The organism is Halorubrum sp. Ea1, from assembly GCF_002252965.1.
Taxonomy (GTDB): Archaea; Halobacteriota; Halobacteria; order Halobacteriales; family Haloferacaceae; genus Halorubrum.
On record NZ_NHPG01000119.1, the window covers coordinates 1 to 21,035 of the forward strand.

19 protein-coding genes and 1 tRNA gene are annotated in these 21,035 nt (G+C 69.2%); 11 read left to right on the plus strand and 9 right to left on the minus strand.

All coding sequences use genetic code 11. The features are described from left to right. The first annotated feature begins 157 nt into the window (after positions 1-157). Positions 158-228 (plus strand) — tRNA-Gly (locus DJ73_RS14835). Positions 229-339: 111 nt separating this feature from the next. Here DJ73_RS14835 and DJ73_RS14840 read toward each other — a convergent pair. Further along, entirely contained in the window at positions 340-1,821 is a 1,482-nt protein-coding gene (locus tag DJ73_RS14840) for a KaiC domain-containing protein (RefSeq protein WP_094558339.1), read from the minus strand. A 121-nt stretch (positions 1,822-1,942) separates the two neighbouring features. On the opposite strand from DJ73_RS14840, the gene DJ73_RS14845 reads away from it, so the two are divergent. The 3 genes from DJ73_RS14845 to DJ73_RS14855 all read left to right on the plus strand — a co-directional run bounded on the left by DJ73_RS14845 (position 1,943) and on the right by DJ73_RS14855 (position 4,150). After that, on the plus strand, positions 1,943-2,770 hold the full coding sequence (locus DJ73_RS14845) for an NAD(+)/NADH kinase (protein ID WP_094523768.1): 828 nt from the start codon (positions 1,943-1,945) through the stop codon (positions 2,768-2,770). A 71-nt stretch (positions 2,771-2,841) separates the two neighbouring features. Next, positions 2,842-3,369 (plus strand): hypothetical protein, encoded by a 528-nt coding sequence (locus DJ73_RS14850; protein WP_094523767.1) that lies wholly within the window; start codon positions 2,842-2,844, stop codon positions 3,367-3,369. Between the two features lie 103 nt (positions 3,370-3,472). Continuing rightward, positions 3,473-4,150 (plus strand): TVP38/TMEM64 family protein, encoded by a 678-nt coding sequence (locus DJ73_RS14855; protein WP_094523766.1) that lies wholly within the window; start codon positions 3,473-3,475, stop codon positions 4,148-4,150. Between the two features lie 269 nt (positions 4,151-4,419). Here DJ73_RS14855 and DJ73_RS14860 read toward each other — a convergent pair whose 3' ends face one another. From DJ73_RS14860 to aspS, 3 genes are all read right to left on the minus strand, one after another. Next, on the minus strand, positions 4,420-5,145 hold the full coding sequence (locus DJ73_RS14860) for a DUF4382 domain-containing protein (RefSeq protein WP_094523765.1): 726 nt from the start codon (positions 5,143-5,145) through the stop codon (positions 4,420-4,422). A gap of 1 nt (position 5,146) precedes the next feature. Beyond that, complete coding sequence (locus DJ73_RS14865) at positions 5,147-5,452, minus strand: hypothetical protein (RefSeq protein ID WP_094558340.1); 306 nt, start codon at positions 5,450-5,452, stop codon at positions 5,147-5,149. A 319-nt stretch (positions 5,453-5,771) separates the two neighbouring features. After that, positions 5,772-7,076, minus strand: coding sequence for an aspartate--tRNA(Asn) ligase (gene aspS, locus DJ73_RS14870; RefSeq protein WP_094558341.1), 1,305 nt, complete (start codon positions 7,074-7,076; stop codon positions 5,772-5,774). Between the two features lie 563 nt (positions 7,077-7,639). Here aspS and DJ73_RS14875 point away from each other — a divergent pair. Further along, on the plus strand, positions 7,640-8,056 hold the full coding sequence (locus tag DJ73_RS14875; protein WP_094523762.1) for a hypothetical protein: 417 nt from the start codon (positions 7,640-7,642) through the stop codon (positions 8,054-8,056). 25 nt (positions 8,057-8,081) lie between these two features. Here DJ73_RS14875 and larC read toward each other — a convergent pair whose 3' ends face one another. Both larC and DJ73_RS14885 read right to left on the minus strand, forming a co-directional pair. Then, positions 8,082-9,560, minus strand: a complete 1,479-nt coding sequence (larC, locus tag DJ73_RS14880) for a nickel pincer cofactor biosynthesis protein LarC (protein WP_094558342.1) — start codon at positions 9,558-9,560, stop codon at positions 8,082-8,084. 82 nt (positions 9,561-9,642) lie between these two features. Next, positions 9,643-9,831 carry a hypothetical protein gene (locus tag DJ73_RS14885; protein ID WP_094523760.1) on the minus strand — a complete coding sequence of 63 codons (189 nt, stop codon included), beginning with the start codon at positions 9,829-9,831 and terminating at the stop codon, positions 9,643-9,645. A 229-nt stretch (positions 9,832-10,060) separates the two neighbouring features. On the opposite strand from DJ73_RS14885, the gene DJ73_RS14890 reads away from it, so the two are divergent. The 4 genes from DJ73_RS14890 (at position 10,061) to DJ73_RS14905 (ending at position 13,618) form a co-directional block, all read left to right on the plus strand. Continuing rightward, the gene (locus DJ73_RS14890) at positions 10,061-12,280 is read left to right on the plus strand and encodes a CDC48 family AAA ATPase (RefSeq protein WP_094523759.1); all 2,220 of its coding nucleotides are present in this window, start codon (positions 10,061-10,063) and stop codon (positions 12,278-12,280) included. Positions 12,281-12,343: 63 nt separating this feature from the next. Continuing rightward, complete coding sequence (locus DJ73_RS14895) at positions 12,344-12,643, plus strand: hypothetical protein (RefSeq protein ID WP_094558343.1); 300 nt, start codon at positions 12,344-12,346, stop codon at positions 12,641-12,643. Between the two features lie 80 nt (positions 12,644-12,723). Beyond that, a complete protein-coding gene (locus DJ73_RS14900; protein ID WP_094523757.1) occupies positions 12,724-13,257 on the plus strand; it encodes a DUF5815 family protein in 534 nt (177 codons plus the stop codon). A gap of 145 nt (positions 13,258-13,402) precedes the next feature. Then, positions 13,403-13,618, plus strand: coding sequence for a hypothetical protein (locus DJ73_RS14905; protein WP_094558344.1), 216 nt, complete (start codon positions 13,403-13,405; stop codon positions 13,616-13,618). A gap of 73 nt (positions 13,619-13,691) precedes the next feature. Here the strand turns inward: DJ73_RS14905 and DJ73_RS14910 are convergent, their stop codons facing one another. Continuing rightward, the gene (locus DJ73_RS14910) at positions 13,692-14,729 is read right to left on the minus strand and encodes a S66 peptidase family protein (protein ID WP_094558345.1); all 1,038 of its coding nucleotides are present in this window, start codon (positions 14,727-14,729) and stop codon (positions 13,692-13,694) included. Between the two features lie 158 nt (positions 14,730-14,887). Between DJ73_RS14910 and carB the strand changes: the two genes are divergently transcribed. Beyond that, positions 14,888-18,151, plus strand: coding sequence for a carbamoyl-phosphate synthase large subunit (carB, locus tag DJ73_RS14915; RefSeq protein WP_094523754.1), 3,264 nt, complete (start codon positions 14,888-14,890; stop codon positions 18,149-18,151). A 183-nt stretch (positions 18,152-18,334) separates the two neighbouring features. Further along, complete coding sequence (locus DJ73_RS14920) at positions 18,335-19,483, plus strand: signal peptidase I (RefSeq protein WP_094558346.1); 1,149 nt, start codon at positions 18,335-18,337, stop codon at positions 19,481-19,483. A gap of 12 nt (positions 19,484-19,495) precedes the next feature. On the opposite strand, the gene DJ73_RS14925 is transcribed toward DJ73_RS14920, so the two are convergent. Together DJ73_RS14925 and DJ73_RS14930 are read right to left on the minus strand one after the other, a co-directional pair. Further along, positions 19,496-20,419 carry a hypothetical protein gene (locus DJ73_RS14925; protein WP_094558347.1) on the minus strand — a complete coding sequence of 308 codons (924 nt, stop codon included), beginning with the start codon at positions 20,417-20,419 and terminating at the stop codon, positions 19,496-19,498. Continuing rightward, positions 20,409-20,981, minus strand: coding sequence for a hypothetical protein (locus DJ73_RS14930; RefSeq protein ID WP_094558348.1), 573 nt, complete (start codon positions 20,979-20,981; stop codon positions 20,409-20,411). Before DJ73_RS14930 ends, DJ73_RS14925 begins: the two co-directional genes overlap by 11 nt. Positions 20,982-21,035: the final 54 nt, after the last annotated feature.

Here is a 21,035-nt window from a genome sequence, read left to right on the forward strand (position 1 = left end):
CTCGCGGACGCGCTCGACGGCCTCCGCGTCGGCGGACACGTCGGCTTCGGTCGGCTGCGAGTGCATGCTATAGACTGCCCCGGCAGCCTGTTAAGCATGTGGCTCCCGGCACCGGAAACGCTATGTTAAAGTGTGGTCGTCGGATAATTCCGGGCGAGCACCGTTGGTCCAGTGGTAGGACATTAGCTTCCCAAGCTAATAGCCCGGGTTCAATTCCCGGACGGTGCATTTCTCGAACGTAGTGAGAGAAATCACCGGACGGAATTGAACCCTATCAGTCGCGCGTAGCGACCGGCGCGACGCGAGCGGCGGCACGGGGCGGACGGAACGCGCGCCCGACTAGAAGATGTTCGCCTGCCCGTAGACGGAGATGCCGGTGTCAGTGATCTCGTACGGCTTCGTCTCCCGCGAGTGGTTCGCGTCGCGGATCTTCTGGATCTCGACGGCGAGCCGCGTCTCGCGGAAGTCAGAGCCGCGGATGTACTGGAGCACGAACACCGCGTCGGTGAGGTACTCGACGATCCCGTGCCGGGAGGCGTAGGGGTTCTCCTCGCTGGCCTCCGAGGTCAACAGCGTCGTCACGCCGGCCTCCTTCAGCGACCGGGTGAAGCCGAACACCTCAGAGCGCCGCTTCGCCGGGTGGTCGTACATCATCTCCAGCAGCGAGACGGAGTCGAGCACCAGCCGGTCGGCGTCGAAGTCGGCGATGAGGCGGATGAGGTCGTTCCGGATCGAGGCCAGCGAGTTCGCCATCTCGATGGGGTCGATGGCGACGACGGCGAGGCGGCCCTCGTCGGCGTGGTCGCGGAACGTCCACCCCTTCTCCGACGCGGTCGAGAGGATCGACTCGCGCGTCTGCTCTAACGTGATGTACACGCCCTTGCCCCCGGATTCGAGCGCCTCGTTGAGGAACTGGAGCGCGAACGTCGTCTTCCCCGTCCCCGCCCCGCCGATGACGGAGAGCAGGGAGCGACGCGGGACGCCGCCGAGGATCATCTCGTCGAGTCCCTCGATGCCCACGTCGGTGCGCTCGATCGAGGACTCGAACTCGTCGGGGTCGACGTCGAATCCGGGCTCGGCGCCGCCGGCGCCGCCGGCACCGCCCGCGCCGTCACCGCCGCCGAACTCGCCGAAGCCGTCGGATCCGCCCGGAGCGCGGTTTCGATACCCGCCGAACGGGTCGTCCTCGCCGAAGGACCCGCCGCCGAACGGGTCGTCGCCGTCCGGCCCGGTGGCGCCGCCGAGCGGATCCCCCGCGCTCTCGTCCGCACCGGACGGGTCCGGGTCACCGAAAGCGTCCCCGCCGAAGTCGTCGTCACCGAGGTCGTCGCCGCCGCCGAAATCGTCCTCACTGAACTCCTCGCCGCCGAAGTCGTCGCCGCCGCCGAAGTCGTCGCCGCCGCCGAAGTCCTCGCCGGTCGCCTCGCCCGGCGATCCAGGCTCACCGAACTCTCTTCCGCCGAACGGATCGTCGTCACCGAACGATCCCCCGCCGAGTGAGTCGCTCTCGGCGCCGCCGTCGTCACCGCCTTCCGGGCCAGTCTCGTCGGTCTCGTCCGTCCCGTCGCGGACTCCGCCGAACGGGTCGTCCCCCTCCCCGCGGTCCGGAGCCTCGTCGCTCCCGGATTCGTCGCCCACGGCCTCGGCGTCGTCGCCCACCGGCTCGGCATCGTCGGTCTCGGCGTCGTCGCCCACCGCCTCGGCGTCGTCGGTCTCGGCGTCTTCGCTCCCGAAATCGTCGGCCTCGGCGTCTCCCGAGCGGTCGGACTCGTCGTCGAGGTCGCGCAGCGCGCGCTCGAACCAGTCGTCCTCTTCGCTCATCGTTTCAGCCGGCCGTGGGCGGTCGACATGTCCTTGGCAACGCGGCCGGCCGGCTTGAAACTTTCCGGAAGCCGGGGCCGAAGTCCGCATCCTTTTGTCCGGTGGCGAGAATCGGTGGCGCATGGAGGTCGGCATCGTGGCGCGGAAGGGAAGCGAGCGCGCGGCGAGCCTCGCCGCGGAGCTGCGCGACGCCGTCGTCGCCGCGGGCGCGTCCGTCTGGCTCGACGCGGAGACGGCCGACGCGCTCGGCGAGGGTGACCGCGGCCGCTCGGTCGACGCCCTCGACGACGCGGACCTCGCCGTCGCGGTCGGCGGCGACGGGACGTTTCTCTTCGTCGCGCGCAACGCCGGCGACACGCCCATCGTCGGCGTCAACCTCGGGGAGGTGGGCTTCCTCAACGCGGTTCCCCCGTCGGACGCCGAAGCGGCCGTGCTCGCCGAGGTCGACGCGTTCGGTCGCGGCGAACTGGACGTGCGGGAGGCGCCGCGGCTCGCGGCGCACGCGGGCGACTGGACGTCGGTGCCGGCGGCGAACGAGGTCGTGATCCAGAGCGACCGCCGCGGTCCCGGGGCCGGCGTCGACTACGAGGTCCGCGTCGACGGGAGCCGCTACGCGGGCGGCCACGCGGACGGCGTCCTCGTCGCGACCCCAACCGGGTCGACGGCGTACAACCTCTCCGAGCGCGGCCCGCTCGTCGGCCCGGGCGTGAGCGGGATCATCGTGAACGAGATGGCCGCCGAGTCGGGGATGCCGCCGCTCGTCGTCGACGTCGACGCCGCGGTCACGGTCGCGGTCGAGGGCGTCGACGAGGCGACCGTCGTCAGCGACGGGCGGAACGTGACGACCCTAGAGGCGCCGGTCGAGGTGACCGTCGAGCGGACGACGCCCCCGATGCGGATCGCCGGCCCCCCGTCGGACTTCTTCGAGGCGCTAGGGAAGCTCTCCTGAGCGGGCGTCTCACCCGCGACCGCTCCCTCGACGCGAAAGCTTCAACCGACCGCCGGTCGCATCCGCGCTCGATGGAGGTTCCCCTCGGACTGGCGCCGTTCGCCGGACAGTCCCGCGGCGAACACGCCGCCGTGCTCGCGGGGGGCGCGGTCGCGTGCCTGATCGGTTACGTCGGCGCCGCGGCCCTGCTTTTCGGCGTCGGCGCGCTCGATCACGGCGAACCCGCGGGACCGCGCCGCGTCGCGTCCGCGTTCGCGTCGCTCGCCTGTTGGGGATTCTACACCGCCGCGTTCGTGCGCGGCAAGGGCGGTCCGGTGACCGACGCCCTCGCTTACCCGGTCGCGACGGTGACGGTGGTACCGTTCGCGTTTCGGTGGATCGCGTTCGGCCCGGCTTGGGGCGCGGTCCGCGACCGGATCGGGTTCCTCGTCTTCCAACCCGGGCTGTTCCTCGACGCGGCGGCCCTGATCGCCCCGGGCGTCGCCTTCGGCGCCGGGCTCCTCGCGCTCTGGGCGAGCGTCCTCGGCGAGGACGCGGTCGAGGAGTGGCAGCGGGAGCACCTCCCGGAGGAGTTCCGGCGGGCGTTCGCCGACGAGTGAGTCGGCGGCGGGAGAGGCGGTCCGCCGCGGACGGCCGCGACCGCGCGACTGCGGGGCGACGCCGGCCCACAAAGCGTTTATGCCGCGGAGCGAACCGTTGGGCGTGAACCGCCGGTTCGCGCTGTTCGGATACCTCGTCGCGGGCCTCGCCGTCGCCTGCGCGGCCGTCGCCGCCTGGATCGCGTCGCCCGAGGCCGCCGTCGCACGGCTCGCGTTGCTCGCCGACGACCCGGTCCGGTTCGGGGTCGCGCTGCTCGCGCTGACCGCCGTCAGGCCGCTGTTAGCGTGGCCGACGACGCTGCTCGCCGTGGCCGTCGGGTTCGGATACGGCTGGGTCGGCGTCCCGCTCGGCGTCGTCCTGTTGGTGGCGACGGCCGTCGTCCCCTACCGCCTCGCGCGGGCGGGGAGCGTCCGGGTCCGCGGCGCCTCTCGGACCGCGGACCGCCTCTGCGACGCGGGCGAGCGGCTGGCGACCGCCGCCGGAAGCCTCCGTGCCGTGGCGGCCACCCGTCTGCTTCCGCTCCCCTCAGACGCGGTCTCGGTCGGGGCGGGAGCCGCTGGAGTCCGCACGCGACCGTTCCTCCTCGGAACCGCGGCCGGCGAACTCCCGTGGGTGATCGTCGGCGTCGCCGTCGGCGTCTCGCTGGACCGGCTCGCCGCGGGTGACCTCTCCGCGGTCGATCCGACCGTGCTGGTCGCGATGGCCGGCACGGGAGCGCTGCTGCTCGCCGGCCCGCTGTATCGGACGTTCGTGCGAGAAGAATCCGCTGCAACGGCGTGACCGCCGCGGTCGGCGGTCGATGCCCTCGCGCGGTCCCGATCGGGACCGCGACTGCGGGAGGAACGCGCCGATCGTTCGGAAGCACCGAGCCCCCGAACGGTCGATGCGAACCGTGTGCCTCTCTGATAGCCGATGCGAGCGTGCATTCCCATAGACCCCGGATCCCGGGACGAACCCAGCCCTAACCCCGAAGCCGCGGCGGCGGCGCCGTCGCGACGCCGATCCGAGACGGCTTCAACGGGGGTCTACGGGTTACTTACCGTCGATCCTCACGAACCGCCGTCGGACTCGTTCCCGCCGCCGTCACCCTCGTCGGTCCCCCCGTAGGAGACCTCGATCCCGCGCGGAACCGGGCGCAGGAGGTACGAGCCGTTCCCCCGGCGCACCGGCGCGAAGTCGGCGGTGAATCTCGTCCGGGTGTTCTCGCGGACTTCGAACGCCTCGTTGAACGTCAGCGGCGCGTTCCCGGGCAGGTCGACGTCAGCCTCGTCGCCGCCCTCCAGGGTACCGTCGACGTTCGTGACGTCGAGCTGGAGGAACTGGTACGTGCCGACCGACAGCTCCCGTTCGTCGATCAGCTGCGTCTCGCCGTTCTGCAGCCGGACGAGGTCCGCCTCCTGTGACTCGTCGAACTCGTGGTACTCGCGACCGGCGGGTTCGTCGCCGTCACCGTCGTCGGTCTCGTTGCCGTCGTCGTCGCCGTCAGTCGCGTTCGCGTCGTCGCCGCCGTCACCGTCGGTCTCGTTTCCGTCCGCGCCGCTCTCGGCGCCTGCGGCTCCGAGCCAGATCCCCTGGACGGTGACCACGAGCGACTCGAAATCGCCGATGTCGGCCGGCTGGTCGGTCACTCTGGTCGCGAGCGTTCCGGTCGCGCGGCCGACGCAGCCGGCGAGCCCGGCGGCCCCGAGCGCGGCGGCGCCGGTCGCCTGCAGGTAGGTCCGTCGGGAGACCGAATCGGTCTCGGCCGCGTCGGCGGCGGGCGTGCGGTCCGTCACGTTACGCGCCCCCCGACTCGTCGTCGGTCTCGGCGTCGTCACCGGCGTCGGCGTCGTCCCCGTTGCCGGCGACGTCGCTCACGGAGTCACCGAGGTCGTCGACGCCGCCCGAGAGGAAGTCGTTCACGCTACTCAGGATGTCGCCGACGAAGTCCGGCACCTGGTCCGGCAGGTCGCTCGGCGGGCCCGCGTCGCCCGACGCGTCGTCCGGTCCGGGCGTCGCCGCGACGGCACCGGCGGCCGCGCCGGTCCCGACTAGTACCACCGCGGCCAGCGCCACGATCAGTGTCGTTCGAATCGCGTTCATGACGATTCCCGCTCGGGGCGCGACCTCCTTTAATGGAAGAAGCCCTTCAGCCCATTTGGCTCCGATTTAACGCGGTTTAATCGCATGCAGGCGGCCTGACGGCTCGATCGCGACCTTCCCGGCCACCACTTATAAAAGAACACGCCGAACGGTCGCGGTCGACGGCGCGGCCGCGGACGACGTCTCCGGCGACGACCGACCGCCTTCCGGACCGGCGACGACCGACCGCCTTCCGGACCGGCGACGACCGACCGCCTCCCGGGGAACACCATCCTCCGCGACGGACCGTCACGCGGCGGGTCGTCCCGGGTCGACCCGGCTACGGCTCCAGCCGGTTCGGGTCGCGCGGGAACATGATCGCCTCCTTGATGTTGTCGAGGTCGGCGACCTTCTGGACGAGGCGGTCGATGCCGAGCCCGTAGCCGCCGTGGGGCGGCGTGCCGAAGCTGAGCGCCTCGATGTAGAACTCGAAGTTCGCGGTCTCGACGCCCTCCTCCTCCATGACATCGACCATGCGGTCGACGTCGTGCTCGCGCTGACCGCCCGAGGAGAGCTCCTGACCTTTATAAATGAGGTCGAACTTCCGCGAGGCGATGTCGTCCTCGGGGACGTCCTGCATGTAGTAGAACTTCTCGTCGGGGTAGCCGACGACGAAGAACGCCGGATGCCCCTGCTCTTCGAAGTGCTCGCCGAGCAGCTTCTCCCCCTTCGTGTCGAGGTCGGTCGGGTCGTCCGGGAAGTGGCCGTACTCGGTCTCCAGGATATCGAGCGCCTCGTCGAAGGTGATCCGCGGGAAGTCGTCCTCGGGCACGGCGAGGTCGACGTCGAGGAGGTCGAACTCGCGCTCGGCGTTCTCGGCGGCCGCGCGGAGCGCGTACCGCAGCGACTCCTCCTGGACGTCCATCACGTCGTCGTGGTCGTCGATGTACGCGAGCTCGACGTCGAACATCGCGATCTCGGAGACGTGCCGGGAGGTGGCGAAGTCCTCCGCGCGGAACGCGGTGCCCGTCTCGTAGACGGCCTCGTAGCCGGAGGCCATCAGCATCTGCTTGTACAGCTGCGGGCTCTGCGAGAGGAACGCGTCCTTGTTGTAGTAGAGGATCGGGAACAGCTCCGCGCCGCCCTCGGCGCCGCCCTTCGAGATGAGCGGCGTCTTGATGTCGACGAACCCCTCGTCGTCGAACCACTCCTCCATCGCCGTCATCAGCTTCGAGCGCAGGCTGAACACGGCGAGCGTCTCCGGCTTCCGGAGGTCGAGCGCGCGGTTGTCGAGCCGGGTCGAGAGGTCCACCTCGATGTCCTTCGAGATCTCCAGCGGGAGCGGGGAGTCGGCCTCGTCGATGACCTCGTACTCGGTCGGCGCGATCTCGACGCCGCCGGGCGCCTGGTCGCTCTCCAGCGGCTCGCCGACCACGCGGACCACGTCCTCGGCGCCGGCGTCCTGCACGGCCTCGAACAGCTCCGGCTCGCGTTCCTCTTTGAAGACGACCTGAATGAGTCCTTCGCGGTCGCGCACGATGAGGAAGACGAGGCCTCCCAGGTCGCGGATCTCGTGGACGTGGCCGGCGATGGCGACCTCGTCCGCGTCCGGTTCGACGTCCGACGTGTGGATTCGCTCGATCATAACGGTGGCTTCGTTACGTGTATCTGGTCGGGCGTTCGGCATAGGCCTGTCGTCTCGCCGTCGACGGAACCCGTCGCCCGCGACGGTCTCGGCGGGGATTCGCGGCGATCACGCCCGGGGAACCCGTCGGTCTCTGGACCGCCTTCCTCGCCGAGGCGACGTCGCGTGACACTGCCTCACAACCTCGCCATAGATTTAATAACCATCCGACATATTGACGGAGTAACGGCGCATTCGCGCCGCGGAGTCCACGTATGACCCACGCCCGTTCCCCCGTTCCGACGTCCGCCGCCGACAGCGGCGCGCTCCTCGGCTGGAACGGCTACGGGGCTCCGAACACACGGTCCGTCCGGCCGACCGCGTAACGCGCGTCGGCTGGGGAGGTTCCCCCGCGGGACGGACCGTATCCCGTTCTCTCCAGCCGCCGCGTCGACCGCTGAACTGCCCGGACGCGACCCTCCCCTCGCGAGCGCCGACGCCGCCTCGCCGCCCGCTCCCGCGGGCGTCGACGGCGACCCGCGGCGTTCGAGGTCGCACCGCGTTCGACTCGCGGCGAGGGCCTCATGGCAGCAGCCATCCGCACGCAGACGGTGGAAGCGACGGTGACCGTTCGCGTCTCGCAGGCGGCCGGGGGCGACCTCGCGGCGGGCGCCCGGCGACAGCTGGAGCGCGTCGACGGCGTGACCGTCGAGGATCTGACGATCGCCGGAGTCCGGCCGGGCCTGAACGACACCACGGTCGAGGCGGTCGCGACCCTCTCCGTCGAGGACGAGGGTCCGGTCGCCGACCCCGACGGGGAGACGGCAGGGAGACCCAACGACGAGACGAGAGGGAGACCCAACGACGAGACGAGAGGGAGACCCGGTGGGGGCCCGCGATCGGAGCCGCCCGGCGGCGTCGCGGACCGCATCGCGTCGCGCCTGGCGGACCGGTTCGGCGTGGAACCAGAGCGCGTCGAACGGGTCGATCCTCCGGAGTGACCGGGACGGTTTCGATCGGTTTCCGTCACTCGCCCGCCCGGTCGCGGACCTGCGCCTCGGCCCGCCGGAGCACGTCCCGGATCGGGAGCCCCGCGGCCTCGGCGACCGCGACCGCGTCGTCGTACTCGGCGCTCACGTCGTAGACGTCGCCGTCGGCGGTCGAGGCCACCTTCACCGACACCTCGTGGGCGTCGCCGTCGACCGCGAGCGTCGCCGTCTCGAAGGCGCGGTCCGCGATCCACCGGTGGCTCGCGCCCGACTGCCGGACGCCGAGGGTCCCCGTCTCGCGGGCGAGCCGTTCCGCCACCGCCTCGGCGTCGTCGGGCTTGCAGACGACCTTCACGAGGTGTCCCGGCCGCGACTTCTTCATCGTCGTCGGGAGGATGGTCACGTCGCGGGCGCCGGCGCGCGTGAGCGTCTCCTGAAGCCCGCCGAGCACCTCCGGCAACGCGTCGTCGAGGTTCGTCTCCAGGACCGCGATCTCGTCGCGGACGAGCCCGTCGTCGACGTTCGCCGCCGCGCCCTCGTCGCGGTTGTCGCCGCCGTCGCCGGCGAGGACGCGGAGGACGTTCGGATGGTCGGGGAGCGTCGCGTCGCCCGCCCCGTAGCCGACGGCGTCCACGTCGAGCGGTGGGAGCCGGTCGACGCCCTCGGCGACGGCGGCCAGTATCGCGGCCCCGGTCGGCGTGAGCAGTTCGCGGTCGACGGGGCCGCCGACCACCGAGAAGTCCGCGGCCGCCGCGATCTCGGTCGTCGCGGGCGCGGGGACCGGGTAGACGCCGTGGCTCATCTCGACTTCGCCGCCGCCGGTCGCGACCGGCGTGGTGAGGACGCGGTCGGGGTCGAGGTCGTTCAGGAGGAGCGCCGCCCCGACCACGTCGGCGATCGCGTCGTCCGCGCCGACCTCGTGGAAGTGCGTCTCGTCGAGGTCGGTGCCGTGGACCGACGCCTCGGCGCGACCGAGGCGCTCGAAGGCGTCGAGCGCGAGCGACTCGACGGACGCGGGGAGGTCCATCGACTCGACGAGCGCGACGACCTCGGGGTAGCTGCGGTGGACGCCGGCGCCCTCGGCGTGGCCGTGGGCGCGTTTTCGGTCGCCGTCCTCGTCGTCGTCCCCGTGGTCGTGACCATGATCGCGGGTGTGGCTGTGACCGTCCCCGTGGTCGTGGGTATGGCTGTGACCGTCCCCGTGGTCGTGGGTATGGCTGTGACCGTCCCCGTGATCGTGGTCACTCTCGGGATCGACCTCGTGACCGCTCTCTGCGGGTCGGCCGGCGTCGCGCACCTCACCGTCGCGACCCTCGTCGTCCCCCGACTCCGCGAGTAGCACGTCGACCGTCGTCGCTCGGATCCCCTTGTTCGTCGTCTCCCCGACCTCGTACCGAACCGGGAGCCTGTCGGTCACGGGCGAGAGGGCGTCGGGGTCGGCGCCGGCCGCGATCAGCGCGGCGCAGATCATGTCGCCGGCGGCGCCTGTCCGGCCGTCGAAGACGAGCGTTCGCATGGCGGACCGGAGGCGAGCGCGGGACATATACCCCGTGATCCGGGACCGGACGTCGGGACCGTCGTCGACGGCGACGGCGGCGCTACGAGGCCTCGGCGGCCGCGAACAGGTACAGTTCGCCGAGCACCAGCGCCCCGATCACCGAGAGCGGGACGACGAGGACGCCGCCGGCGTCGAGCGCGTACAGTCCGAGGCCGACGAGCGCGCCGGCCGCGAGGAACGCGACCCGAGAGAGCAGCGAGCGCATCGGCCCCGAGAGCGAGTCGAACACACCCGAACGTCGGTTCGAGCGGTCAAAAAGCGTCCGTCGCGATCCCCTCCGGATCGACGGCGAAAACGCACGCTTACGACGGCGTTTTACGTCGGGGGTCCGTACCATGCCATATGATGACACAGTCCGCCGCGGGCCCCGGTTCTCCCGGACTGGCCGGCGGCACCGCCAGGGGCAACAGGCTTATTCCCGAACCGGATGGAGATACGGGTAACCCCCGCGAGGAATCATGAACGAAGTCCAACTCGAAGTGGCGAAGGCGTACCCGAACGACTCGGGACGCGGCATCGCCCGCCTCGACCCCGACACGCTGTTGCACCTCAAGCTCTCGCCCGGCGACATCATCGAGATCGAGGGCTCGGAGACGACCGCCGCGAAGGTCTGGCGCGCCGACCGCCAAGACTGGAACACCGACACGGTCCGCGTCGACGGCTTCACGCGGCAGAACGCCGACGTCGGTATCGGCGAGCGCGTGACCATCCGGAAGGCCGAGGCGGAGAAGGCCGACAAGCTCGTGCTGGCCCCGCCGGAGGAGGCGTCGGTCCAATTCGGCTCCGACGCCGCCGGCATGGTGAAACGTCAGATCCTCAAGCGGCCGGTCGTCGAGCGCGACATCGTGCCGGTGATGTCCTCGACGAACCACCCGTTCATGCGGTCGCCCGGGCAGGCGATCCCGCTGATCGCGGTGGAGACCGAGCCCGACGGCGTCTGTCTGATCACCGAGGACACCGAAGTCGAGCTCCGCGAGGAGCCGATCTCCGGATTCGAGAAGACGGGCGGCGGGATCACCTACGAGGACATCGGCGGCCTGCAGAAAGAGATCCAGCGCGTCCGTGAGATGGTCGAACTGCCGATGAAACACCCGCAGATCTTCTCGAAGCTCGGGATCGAGCCGCCGCAGGGGGTCCTCCTGCACGGTCCGCCGGGCACGGGGAAGACCCTGCTCGCGAAGGCCGTCGCCAACGAGACGTCGGCGTCGTTCTTCTCGATCGCCGGCCCGGAGATCATCTCGAAGTACTACGGCGAGTCCGAACAGCAGCTCCGGGAGATCTTCGAGGACGCGAAAGAGGAGAGCCCGAGCATCATCTTCATCGACGAGCTCGACTCGATCGCGCCCAAGCGCGAGGACGTGACGGGCGAGGTCGAGCGCCGCGTCGTCGCGCAGCTCCTCACGATGATGGACGGCCTCGAGACGCGCGGGCAGGTGGTCGTCATCGGGGCGACCAACCGCGTGGACAGCGTCGACCCGGCGCTCCGCCGCCCCGGCCGGTTCGACCGCGAGATCGAGATCGGCGTCCCCGACGAGACGGGCCGCAAGGAGATCCTCCAGATCCACACCCGCGGAATGCCGCTCTCGGACGACGTCTCCCTCGACCACCTCGCCGACGAGACGCACGGCTTCGTCGGCGCCGACATCGAGAGCCTGACGAAGGAGGCCGCGATGAAGGCGCTCCGGCGCTACCTCCCCGAGATCGACCTCGACGACGAGGAGGTGCCGCCGAGCCTGATCGACCGGATGATCGTCAAGCGCGACGACTTCTCCGGCGCGCTCACGGAGGTGGAGCCGTCGGCGATGCGCGAGGTGCTCGTCGAGCTCCCGAAGATATCGTGGGACGACGTCGGCGGGCTCAGCGAGGCCAAAGAGCAGGTCCAGGAGTCGGTGGAGTGGCCGCTCACCTCGCCGGAGAAGTTCGACCGGATGGGCGTCGACGCGCCGAAGGGCGTCCTGCTGTACGGCCCGCCCGGCACCGGGAAGACGCTGATGGCGAAGGCCGTCGCCAACGAGACGAACGCGAACTTCATCTCGGTTCGGGGGCCGCAGCTGCTCTCGAAGTGGGTCGGCGAGTCGGAGAAGGCGATCCGGCAGACCTTCCGGAAGGCCCGGCAGGTGAGCCCGACGATCATCTTCTTCGACGAGCTCGACAGCCTCGCGCCCTCTCGCGGCCAGGAGATGGGGAACAACGTCTCCGAGCGCGTCGTCAACCAGCTGCTCACCGAGCTCGACGGGCTGGAGGACATGGGCGACGTGATGGTGATCGGGGCCACGAACCGCCCCGACATGATCGACCCCGCGCTGCTTCGCTCTGGCCGGTTCGACCGGCTCGTGATGATCGGCCAGCCGGACCAGGAGGGCCGCGAACAGATCCTCGACATCCACACGCAGGACACGCCGCTCGCGCCCGACGTGAGCCTCCGCGAGGTCGCGGAGATCACGGACGGCTACGTCGGCTCCGACCTCGAGGGGATCGCCCGCGAGGCCGCCATCGAGGCGCTACGCGACGACGACGACGCCGAGGAGGTCGAGATGAAGCACTTCCGGCGCGCCATGGAGTCGGTGCGGCCGACCGTCAACGACGACATCCTCTCGTACTACGAGGAGATCGAACAGCAGTTCGGCGGCGGCGGCGAGACGCTCCGCGACACCGGCGGCCGGATCGGGTTTCAGTAGGCGGCACCGCCGTCTCCCACCGCCGACCGTTTTTTCGTCTGGGGGGCGTATCGACGCCCGGCTATGTCCGACGAGGTCACCGTCGACGTTGAGGTGGAAGTCGAGGTCGACAGCGACGAGCTGGAGATCGAGCGCGACGACGCCGAGCTCGTGGAAGCGAGCTACGAGGCCGGCGGCGTCGAGATCGATATCGAAGCCGAGGTGGAGACGCACGGTAGCGATGAGGAACTCGACGAGCGGGGCGCTGGGCACGACGACGAGCATGGCGCTGGAGACGACGACGAGCATGGCGCTGGAGACGACGACGAGCAGAGTTCTGGGGACGACGACGGCTCCGATCCCGAGGAACACGACGACGAGTAGGTCAGCGTCGCCGACCGCGAGCGCGGCCCAGGCGCGTCTCGTTCCGCGTCTTTTAACCCCGACAGCGACCAAGGAATCCCATGTCCCAGCCGCGCGTCCCGGGCGGTGACGAGAACACGCTGGAGCTGCCCTGCGGACAGACGATAGCGGCCGGCGAGCTGGACCTCGGGATGCGCGAGTTCGAGTGCGACTGCGGCGAGACGCACGCGGTCGTGATGGACGTGCACCCACCGGAGCGCTTCCTCCCCGACTTCCTCGTCGAGGTGCTCCGCGAGGCGATCGAGACGACCAGCGAGGAGATGCCGGAGTTCGACACGCCGCACCTGCTCGGCGTCGTGCTAGAGGAGTTCCCGGAGGCCGTCGTCGCGTACGACGCCAGCGAGAACGCGGACGTCGGCTACGCGATGACGTGGGTGGCCGACTTCGACTCCCGGCGGCTCCACGAGATCGTCGTCGAACTCGTCGTCGAACTGATGGAACACGCCGTGAGCCACGCCGACGACGACGAGGCGCTCTCGGCGTTCGAAGCGGAGATGGTCGAGTTCGACGTGACCGAGTTCGTCGAGCAGTACCGCGCCGAGCGCGACTTGGAAGCCGAAGACCCGTACGCCTGACGGCCGACGGGTGAAAGGAGGACGGGACGAGACGGTCGAAGCCCTCCGAATCCGCGGTGAGCGTCCGTTTCGACGTTCGTGTCAGACAGTTGTCCGACTCCTGTCTCACTGAAGCCTATATGTCGCCCTACCGTACGTAGGACGTATGAGCGGCGGCGAATACGACCGATACGACCGAATCCGCAGCGTGCTCACCGAGGCCGACGAGCCGCTGACGGCGCGGGAGATCCTCGCGCTCGCCGACGAGTGCGAGGAGATCGACAGCCCGCACCGCGTCGCGACCGTGCTGGGCCGGTGGGCCGAGCGCGGCGAGGTCGAGGTCATCTCGGACCGCCCGTACCGGTACCGGCTGGAGACCTGACCGCGGCGGCGCGGCCGGGGCGATCCCGGCGGCGGGGTCGCGGCGCCCCCGCCGGCGAACGAGGGGACCGCAGTCAATCCGGCCCGAACCGGAGCGCGCCGTCCGTCGGGTCGAGCGTCGCGACCGCGCCGATCGGGAGCGGGAACGACGGGTCCGTGTGGCCGAAGTCGTAGCCGAACCCGACCGCCGCGTCGGAGGCGTACCGTTCCACCTCGCGAGTCACGACGCGCTCCAGTTCCGCCGGGTACTCGTTCGGGTCCGGGTCCCACTCCAGGGTCGGCGCGTTCGTCCGCGGACGACCGACGAGGACCCCGTCGAACCGCTCCAAGAGCCCGCGCTCGCCCATCGCGCGGAGGGTGTAGCCGACCTCGCGCGGCGGGGGCACGTCCTCCGAGGTCTCCAGTGCGAGGACGGCCTCGTCGAGCCGCTCGGGGTCCGGCAGGTATCGGCCCGCCTGGAGGTGCCACTTCACGATCCCGAAGGAGCCGCCCCACACTCGGCCGCGGACGGGGTCCTCGGGATCGGCGTCCGGACCGACCCACGTCGTCGGCCCCGGGTTCTCGCGCCACGCGCGCGCCTCGCCCGTCTCGAAGTCGAACCAGTCGTCGGTCCACTCGTCTGCCGGTTCGACGGCGCCGAGGGAGTCCTCGAACAGCGCGCGCCGGAGGTGCCGCTCGGTGTAGGGGTGTAGCTCTGGGTCACAGACGAGGTCCGGGTGGATCCCGAGCCCGTAGCTGACGATCCCGCGGTTCCAGAGGAACAGCCGGAGGTTGTCGTTGTCGCTGTACCCGAAGAAGCGGGTCGGATTCGCGGCGAGCGCGTCGCCGTCGAGGTGCCGCAGGACGCGTATCTGGTCGTCGCCGCCGGTGTACGCCATCACGGCGCCGATCTCCGGGTCGGCGAAGGCGTCCTCGACGTCGGCCGCGCGCGCCGCCGGCGACGCCGGCTCCTCTCGATCGGGGTCCGCGGTCGGGAACACGCGCGTCTCGACGCCGAGGGCCGAGAGTCGTTCGCGGCCGATCCAGAGCTTCGTCGCCTCGGCCGGCCGCGAGGGCGCCACGACCGCGAGCGCCTGGTCGTCCCCGAGCGGCGGGGGCGTCGTAAACGACATGCTGGCGGCTTGCGTCCGACGTCGGCATAAGTCACCGGGTCGTGTGCCAAACCGTCTCGCGTGCTATGTCTCGACGTACCTTGCGAAAATCGCAAACTCGCTGCGAGATTCGTATTCTATCGTCGGCCTTATTACGATGAGCGTACTCCGTCGCGATAATGAGCGAGGACCGGACCATTCTACTCATCGGTAGCGGGCCGATCCAGATCGGACAGGCGGCGGAATTCGACTACTCCGGCGCACAGGCGTGTCGCGCCCTCCAGGAGGAGGGGGCCCGCGTCGTGCTAGTGAACTCGAACCCGGCGACGATCATGACCGACCCGGAGACCGCGGACCGGGTGTACATCGAGCCGATCACGCCGGAGGCGATCGCCGAGGTCATCAGGATCGAAGAGCCCGACGGCGTCATCGCCGGGCTCGGCGGCCAGACCGGACTCAACGTCACCGCCGAGCTCGCCGAGGAGGGGATCTTGGAGGAACACGACGTCGAGGTGATGGGGACGCCGCTCGACACCATCTACGCGACGGAGGACCGCGACCTGTTCCGTCAGCGGATGGAGGGCCTCGGGCAGCCGGTGCCCAAGTCGACGACCATCTCGCTGGACGAGGGCGAGTCGGTCACCGACTTCGACGAGGAGGCGTTCCGCGGGCGCGTCCGGGAGGCGGTCGACGCGGTCGGCGGGCTCCCCGTCATCGCCCGCACGACCTACACGCTCGGTGGCTCGGGCTCCGGAGTCGTCGACGACTTCGAGAAGCTCGTCGAGCGCGTCCGCAAGGGGCTCCGCCTCTCGCGGAACAGCGAGGTGCTTATCACGGAGTCCATCGCGGGGTGGGTCGAGCTCGAGTACGAGGTGATGCGGGACGCCGACGACTCCTGTATCATCATCTGCAACATGGAGAACATCGACCCGATGGGGATCCACACCGGCGAATCGACGGTCGTCACCCCGTCCCAGGTGATCCCCGACGACGGGCATCAAGAGATGCGCGACGCCGCGCTCGAAGTCATCCGCGACCTCGGTATCCAGGGCGGCTGTAACATCCAGTTCGCGTGGCACGACGACGGGACGCCGGGCGGCGAGTACCGCGTGGTGGAAGTGAACCCGCGCGTCTCCCGCTCCTCGGCGCTCGCGTCGAAGGCGACTGGCTACCCGATCGCCCGCGTGACGGCCAAGGTCGCGCTCGGCAAGCGCCTCCACGAGATCGACAACGAGATCACCGGCGAGACGACCGCAGCCTTCGAGCCAGCCATCGACTACGTGGTGACGAAGGTGCCGCGCTGGCCCATCGACAAGTTCGACGACGTCGACTTCGAGCTCGGCACGGCGATGAAGTCCACCGGCGAGGCGATGGCGATCGGCCGGAACTTCGAGGAGAGCCTCCTGAAGTCGCTCCGCTCGTCCGAGTACGACCCCGCCGTCGACTGGGCGACCGTCGACGACGACACGCTGGAGACCGAGTACCTCGAACGCCCGAGCCCGGACCGCCCGTACGCGATGTTCGAGGCGTTCGACCGCGGCTACACGGTCGCGGACGTGGAGGCGCTGACCGGGATCAAGCCGTGGTACCTCGAACGGTTCAAACGCGTCAGCGACTCCGCGCAGGCCGCTCAGGACGGCGAGTTCGCGCAGGCGGCCACCGCGGGCCACACGAACGCCGAGATCGCCGCCCTCGCCGGCGGCGTCGACGTCGATGCCGTCGAGGAGGACGTCCCCGGTCGGACGTACAAACAGGTCGACACCTGCGCCGGCGAGTTCGCCGCCGAGACCCCGTACTACTACTCCGCCCGTCAGTCGGAGTTCAACCGCGGACCGCTGAAGGGCGACGCCGCGGCCGGCGAGCTCGTCGTCGACAAGAGCGTCGACAGCGTGGTCGTCGTCGGCGGCGGCCCGATCCGCATCGGGCAGGGCGTCGAGTTCGACTACTGCTCGGTCCACGCGATCCAGGCGCTGCGCGAGCTCGGCATCGAGGCGCACGTCGTCAACAACAACCCCGAGACCGTGTCGACGGACTACGACACCTCCGACGGGCTGTTCTTCGACCCGATATCCGCCGAGGAGGTCGCCGACGTGGCCGAGGCGACCGGCGCCGACGGCGTGATGGTCCAGTTCGGCGGACAGACGTCCGTGAACATCGGCGAACCGCTCGAAGCCGAGCTGGAACGCCGCGGGCTCGACTGCGAGATCATGGGGACGAGCGTCGAGGCGATGGACCTCGCCGAGGACCGCGACCGCTTCAACGTCCTGATGGACGAGATGGGAGTCGCCCAGCCGAAGGGCGGCACCGCGACGAGCGAAGCGGAGGCGCTGGAGCTGGCCCACGACATCGGCTACCCCGTCCTCGTCCGGCCCTCGTACGTCCTCGGCGGTCGCGCCATGCGGGTCGTCGAGGACGACCCGGAACTCGAGGAGTACATCGAGGAGGCCGTCCGGGTCTCCCCCGATAAGCCGATCCTGATCGACCAGTTCCTCGACGACGCCGTCGAACTGGACGTCGACGCCGTGGCGGACGTCGGCGCGTCACACGCGCCTGCAAGCGAGACGGAGTCTCGCCCTGGCGAGGACGTGCTCCTTGGCGGCGTGATGGAGCACGTCGAGAGCGCGGGCGTCCACTCGGGCGACTCCGCGTGCATGATCCCGCCGCGCTCGCTCGACGAGGAGACGATGGCGCGGGTCCGCGAGGTCACCGAGGACATCGCCCGCGCACTCGACACGGTCGGCCTGCTCAACGTCCAGCTCGCGGTGACGGGCGTCGGCGACGACGTCGACAGCGAGGTGTACGTGCTGGAGGCGAACCCGCGCTCCTCGCGGACGGTCCCGTTCGTCTCGAAGGCCACGGGCGTCCCGATCGCGAAGCTCGCCGCGAAGGTGATGACGGACGACCTGACGCTCGCCGACCTCGACGCCGACGAGCAGATCCCCGAACACCGCAGCGTGAAGGAGGTCGTCCTGCCGTTCGACCGCCTGCCGGGGTCGGACCCGCGGCTCGGCCCCGAGATGAAGTCGACCGGCGAAGTGATGGGCACGGCCCGGTCGTTCGGCAAGGCGTACGACAAGGCGCAGGACTCCACCGGCAAGCCGATCCCCGAGTCCGGCACGGCCGTCGTCGACCTCTCCGCGGAGGAGTTCCCGGACCCCGACACCGAGGCCGGCGAGGCGCTGGTCGAGGGGTACGCCGAGCACTTCGAGCTCTCGACGGCGACGGACCTGATCGAGGCCGCGAAGCGCGGCGAGATCGATCTCATCGTCTCTCGGCAGCGCGAGCTGCTCGAAGTGGCGGTCGAAGAGGAGATCACCTACTTCTCGACGCACGCCTCGGCGAAGGCCGCGCTGGAAGCGATCGCGCACGCCGACGACGACCTCGACGTGATGGCCGTCTCCGACCGGCCGAAGCGCGTCGAGAGCTGGGGCGCGAGCGAGTAGAGACGGACCGGCTCCCCGGCGCTATCTGCGCTGCCCGGTTCCACCGAACGATTCCGCCCGCGCCGAACGTACTGATTCGCGATGACCGGACGTCGACCGGTCGCGGGACGCGGCTTGAGAGCGGGTCTCGCGTCACCGAATCGCGTTCGATGTTTTAAGTCCCGACGCCGTGTTCATACCTACATGTCACGGGAGGCGGCGAGAGACGCGTTCGCCGTCCTCGCCGTGCTCGTCGTCATCGCGCTCGTCGTCGGTCAGCTCGCCGGACAGCCGGTGTTTCTGGGATACGTCACCTCCGGAAGCATGGCGCCGACGCTGGAGGCCGGGGACGGGTTCGTCGCCGTGCCGGCGGCGGTGTCCGGCCCCGTCGACGAGGGCGACGTCGTCGTCTTCGAGGCGTTCGAACTCGACGGCGGCGGAACGACGACGCACCGCGTCGTGGGGACGACTCCGGACGGCTACCTGACGAAGGGCGACAACAACCCGTTTCGGGACCAGGACGGCGACGAACCGCCCGTCACCGACGACCGGATCGTCGCGACGGCGCTGCAGGTGAACGGCGACGTGGTGCGGGTCCCGGGACTCGGGACCGCGATCACGGGGCTCCGAGAGGCGGCGACGGGCGCCGTCGTCGGGCTCGCGACGGCGGTCGGTCTCGACTGGTCGCCGGACCAACGCGGGCTCAGCGGGCTGTTCATCTCCGTCGGACTCGCGCTGTTCCTCGTCGTCCTCGTCGACGACCTCCGGAACAACGGGCGGCGGACGCGGAGCCGCGACCGGTCGCGGGGCGACGACGGGCTCGACGCTCGCTGGGTCGCGCTCCTCCTGGCGCTGTTGATACTCATTCCGGCCAACGCGGCGATGATCGCGCCCAGCAGCACGCATCACGTGACCGTCGACGGCGACGACCTCCCGGCGGGCACGGCTCCCGGCGGGCAGGTCGAGAACGGGTTCACCGCGGAGAACAACGGGCTCATCACGATGCTCGTCGTGCTCGAAACGAGCCATCCGGAGAGCGAGTTCGACCGGAATCAGTTGGCCGTTCCGCGGGGGGAGTCGGCGACGGCGACGCTGTCGACGACCGCCCCGGGACCCGGAGAACGCGCGACGGTCGCGGTCTCCGAACACCGGTACTTCCTCGTGGTTCCGCCCGCCGTGATCCTCCGGCTCCACTCGATCCATCCGGCCGTCGCGGTGGGCGCGTTCAATCTGTTAGTGCTCGGGAGCATCGCCACGCTGCTAGGGGCGTTCCTCGGGTCCGGATCGAGGCGGGTTCGAGAACGGAGACGCGGTGCATCGCTGAGCGTTCAACTTCGGCGGCTGTTTAAATAATTCCGAGGGAGCCTACTCGGCTCTTTCTTGCAATTCGAAGTAGCCGACTTCCACGCGATTATTTCCAGTGTCATTCGTTCCAAATATAAGATATAGTTCCCCACTATTTTCTATCGCTTCGCTTTCATCGTCGGTGAATTCGACTATTACTGTTCTCGTATTTTGCAATTTGCCCTTGCTGCCCTGGTTGTAGGTTAGCCGATCTCCATCGCCGTCAACGAGGTATACAGACCAGTTTCCAGAAACTTTGCTCACGTCAACTGCTAATTGATACGGGCCGTCGAACGAGACTGGGGGAAGGGCGTAACCGACTTTTGCCCTTTCCCCCGACTTCGAAATAGTTGCGTAATCGGTGTCTTTCTTATTTACATTTCCGGGAAGCAGGATGTTTCCCGCGGCATCTTCCGGATGGTCGGCCTGTCCTTCGTCACCGGAATCCCTGTAATTGTTAGAACTGCCGTAGTCGTAGCAGTTGATGTCAACTGGATCGTCCGTGGTACGAGTTGCGGTAATTGTGAACTCCTTTCCCTCAAAAACCGCCCTGAAAGCCAACTCGATATTGTATGAGCCGTAGACGCTCGATCCGTCAGAGCAACTCACTTCCACCACGTACGAGTCGTCCTCGTCACCGTCGGAAAACACCGCTTTAGAAGGTTCGGGTCCAACGACAGTGACTTCGCTCTTTTCTGAGTCGAAGGCGCCGATATTGTCCTTTATTTTGTACACCACAGCCGAGCCACCGAACTCGACGGTTTCCGCTTTTGAAGACTTATCGACGAACTGTAACACCGCGTCGTCGCCGTCGCCCGCGTTGACCTCGACATCCCGATACGTGGAGATCTGCGTCGATCCGCCGGTGCCGAACAGCAGGAGTCCGCCGCCGCTGGCGAGGGAGCCGACGGCGGCCCGTCGCGTCCACTTCTTGTTATCGCCCATCTCTGAGCTCCGGCGGCTTCCCGTCGGTGCCGAGGTTCATCTCCCGGTTCTGGAACACGTGGAACGCCGCGGAGGCGGTGAACAACACCGCGATTACCGCCGCCCACGCGAGGCTCGGCACCGACTCCGGAAAGACGCCGACCCACACGGCGGCGACGAGGCCGAGCGAGACAGCACCGAGACCGAGGTAGTACTCGGCCCACGGGATCGAGTCGCCGGGCACGACGTCGACGTACACGTCGAGGTCCCGCGCCTCCTCGGTCAGCTCGATCGTCCCGCTGTCGTGGGTGATGATGCCCGCGCGCTCTAACTTCGGGATGTGGTTCTGCTGTATCGAACTGTACGCGAGGTGCCGCTCGCTGGAGGTGATCTCGGAGACCGATTTGTCGTTCTCCCACGCCGCGACCTGCTCGGCGACGTCCGAGAGCTCCGTGGTGCCGTCCTCGTTCTTAATCGCGTGGAGGGAATAGCGTCTTCGTGGGTTACTTAATATTTCATAAACTTCGTTCCGGGAAAGAGAGGGCGCTGATTGTTGATCGACAGTCGCTTGATCGAGGCTCATCACCTCGAACTCACCGCTGAGGATCGAACACTATTGTGAAATACTCTGTTCATC

Bases quoted from the DNA above. Each gene is read 5' to 3' on its own strand.
- DJ73_RS14840 (WP_094558339.1), bottom strand. From the start codon at position 1,821: ATGAGCGAAGAGGACGACTGGTTCGAGCGCGCGCTGCGCGACCTCGAC.
- DJ73_RS14845 (WP_094523768.1), top strand. From the start codon at position 1,943: ATGGAGGTCGGCATCGTGGCGCGGAAGGGAAGCGAGCGCGCGGCGAGC.
- DJ73_RS14850 (WP_094523767.1), top strand. From the start codon at position 2,842: ATGGAGGTTCCCCTCGGACTGGCGCCGTTCGCCGGACAGTCCCGCGGC.
- DJ73_RS14865 (WP_094558340.1), bottom strand. From the start codon at position 5,452: ATGAACGCGATTCGAACGACACTGATCGTGGCGCTGGCCGCGGTGGTA.
- aspS (WP_094558341.1), bottom strand. From the start codon at position 7,076: ATGATCGAGCGAATCCACACGTCGGACGTCGAACCGGACGCGGACGAG.
- DJ73_RS14875 (WP_094523762.1), top strand. From the start codon at position 7,640: ATGGCAGCAGCCATCCGCACGCAGACGGTGGAAGCGACGGTGACCGTT.
- larC (WP_094558342.1), bottom strand. From the start codon at position 9,560: ATGCGAACGCTCGTCTTCGACGGCCGGACAGGCGCCGCCGGCGACATG.
- DJ73_RS14890 (WP_094523759.1), top strand. From the start codon at position 10,061: ATGAACGAAGTCCAACTCGAAGTGGCGAAGGCGTACCCGAACGACTCG.
- DJ73_RS14895 (WP_094558343.1), top strand. From the start codon at position 12,344: ATGTCCGACGAGGTCACCGTCGACGTTGAGGTGGAAGTCGAGGTCGAC.
- DJ73_RS14900 (WP_094523757.1), top strand. From the start codon at position 12,724: ATGTCCCAGCCGCGCGTCCCGGGCGGTGACGAGAACACGCTGGAGCTG.
- DJ73_RS14905 (WP_094558344.1), top strand. From the start codon at position 13,403: ATGAGCGGCGGCGAATACGACCGATACGACCGAATCCGCAGCGTGCTC.
- DJ73_RS14910 (WP_094558345.1), bottom strand. From the start codon at position 14,729: ATGTCGTTTACGACGCCCCCGCCGCTCGGGGACGACCAGGCGCTCGCG.
- carB (WP_094523754.1), top strand. From the start codon at position 14,888: ATGAGCGAGGACCGGACCATTCTACTCATCGGTAGCGGGCCGATCCAG.
- DJ73_RS14920 (WP_094558346.1), top strand. From the start codon at position 18,335: ATGTCACGGGAGGCGGCGAGAGACGCGTTCGCCGTCCTCGCCGTGCTC.
- DJ73_RS14925 (WP_094558347.1), bottom strand. From the start codon at position 20,419: ATGGGCGATAACAAGAAGTGGACGCGACGGGCCGCCGTCGGCTCCCTC.
- DJ73_RS14930 (WP_094558348.1), bottom strand. From the start codon at position 20,981: ATGAGCCTCGATCAAGCGACTGTCGATCAACAATCAGCGCCCTCTCTT.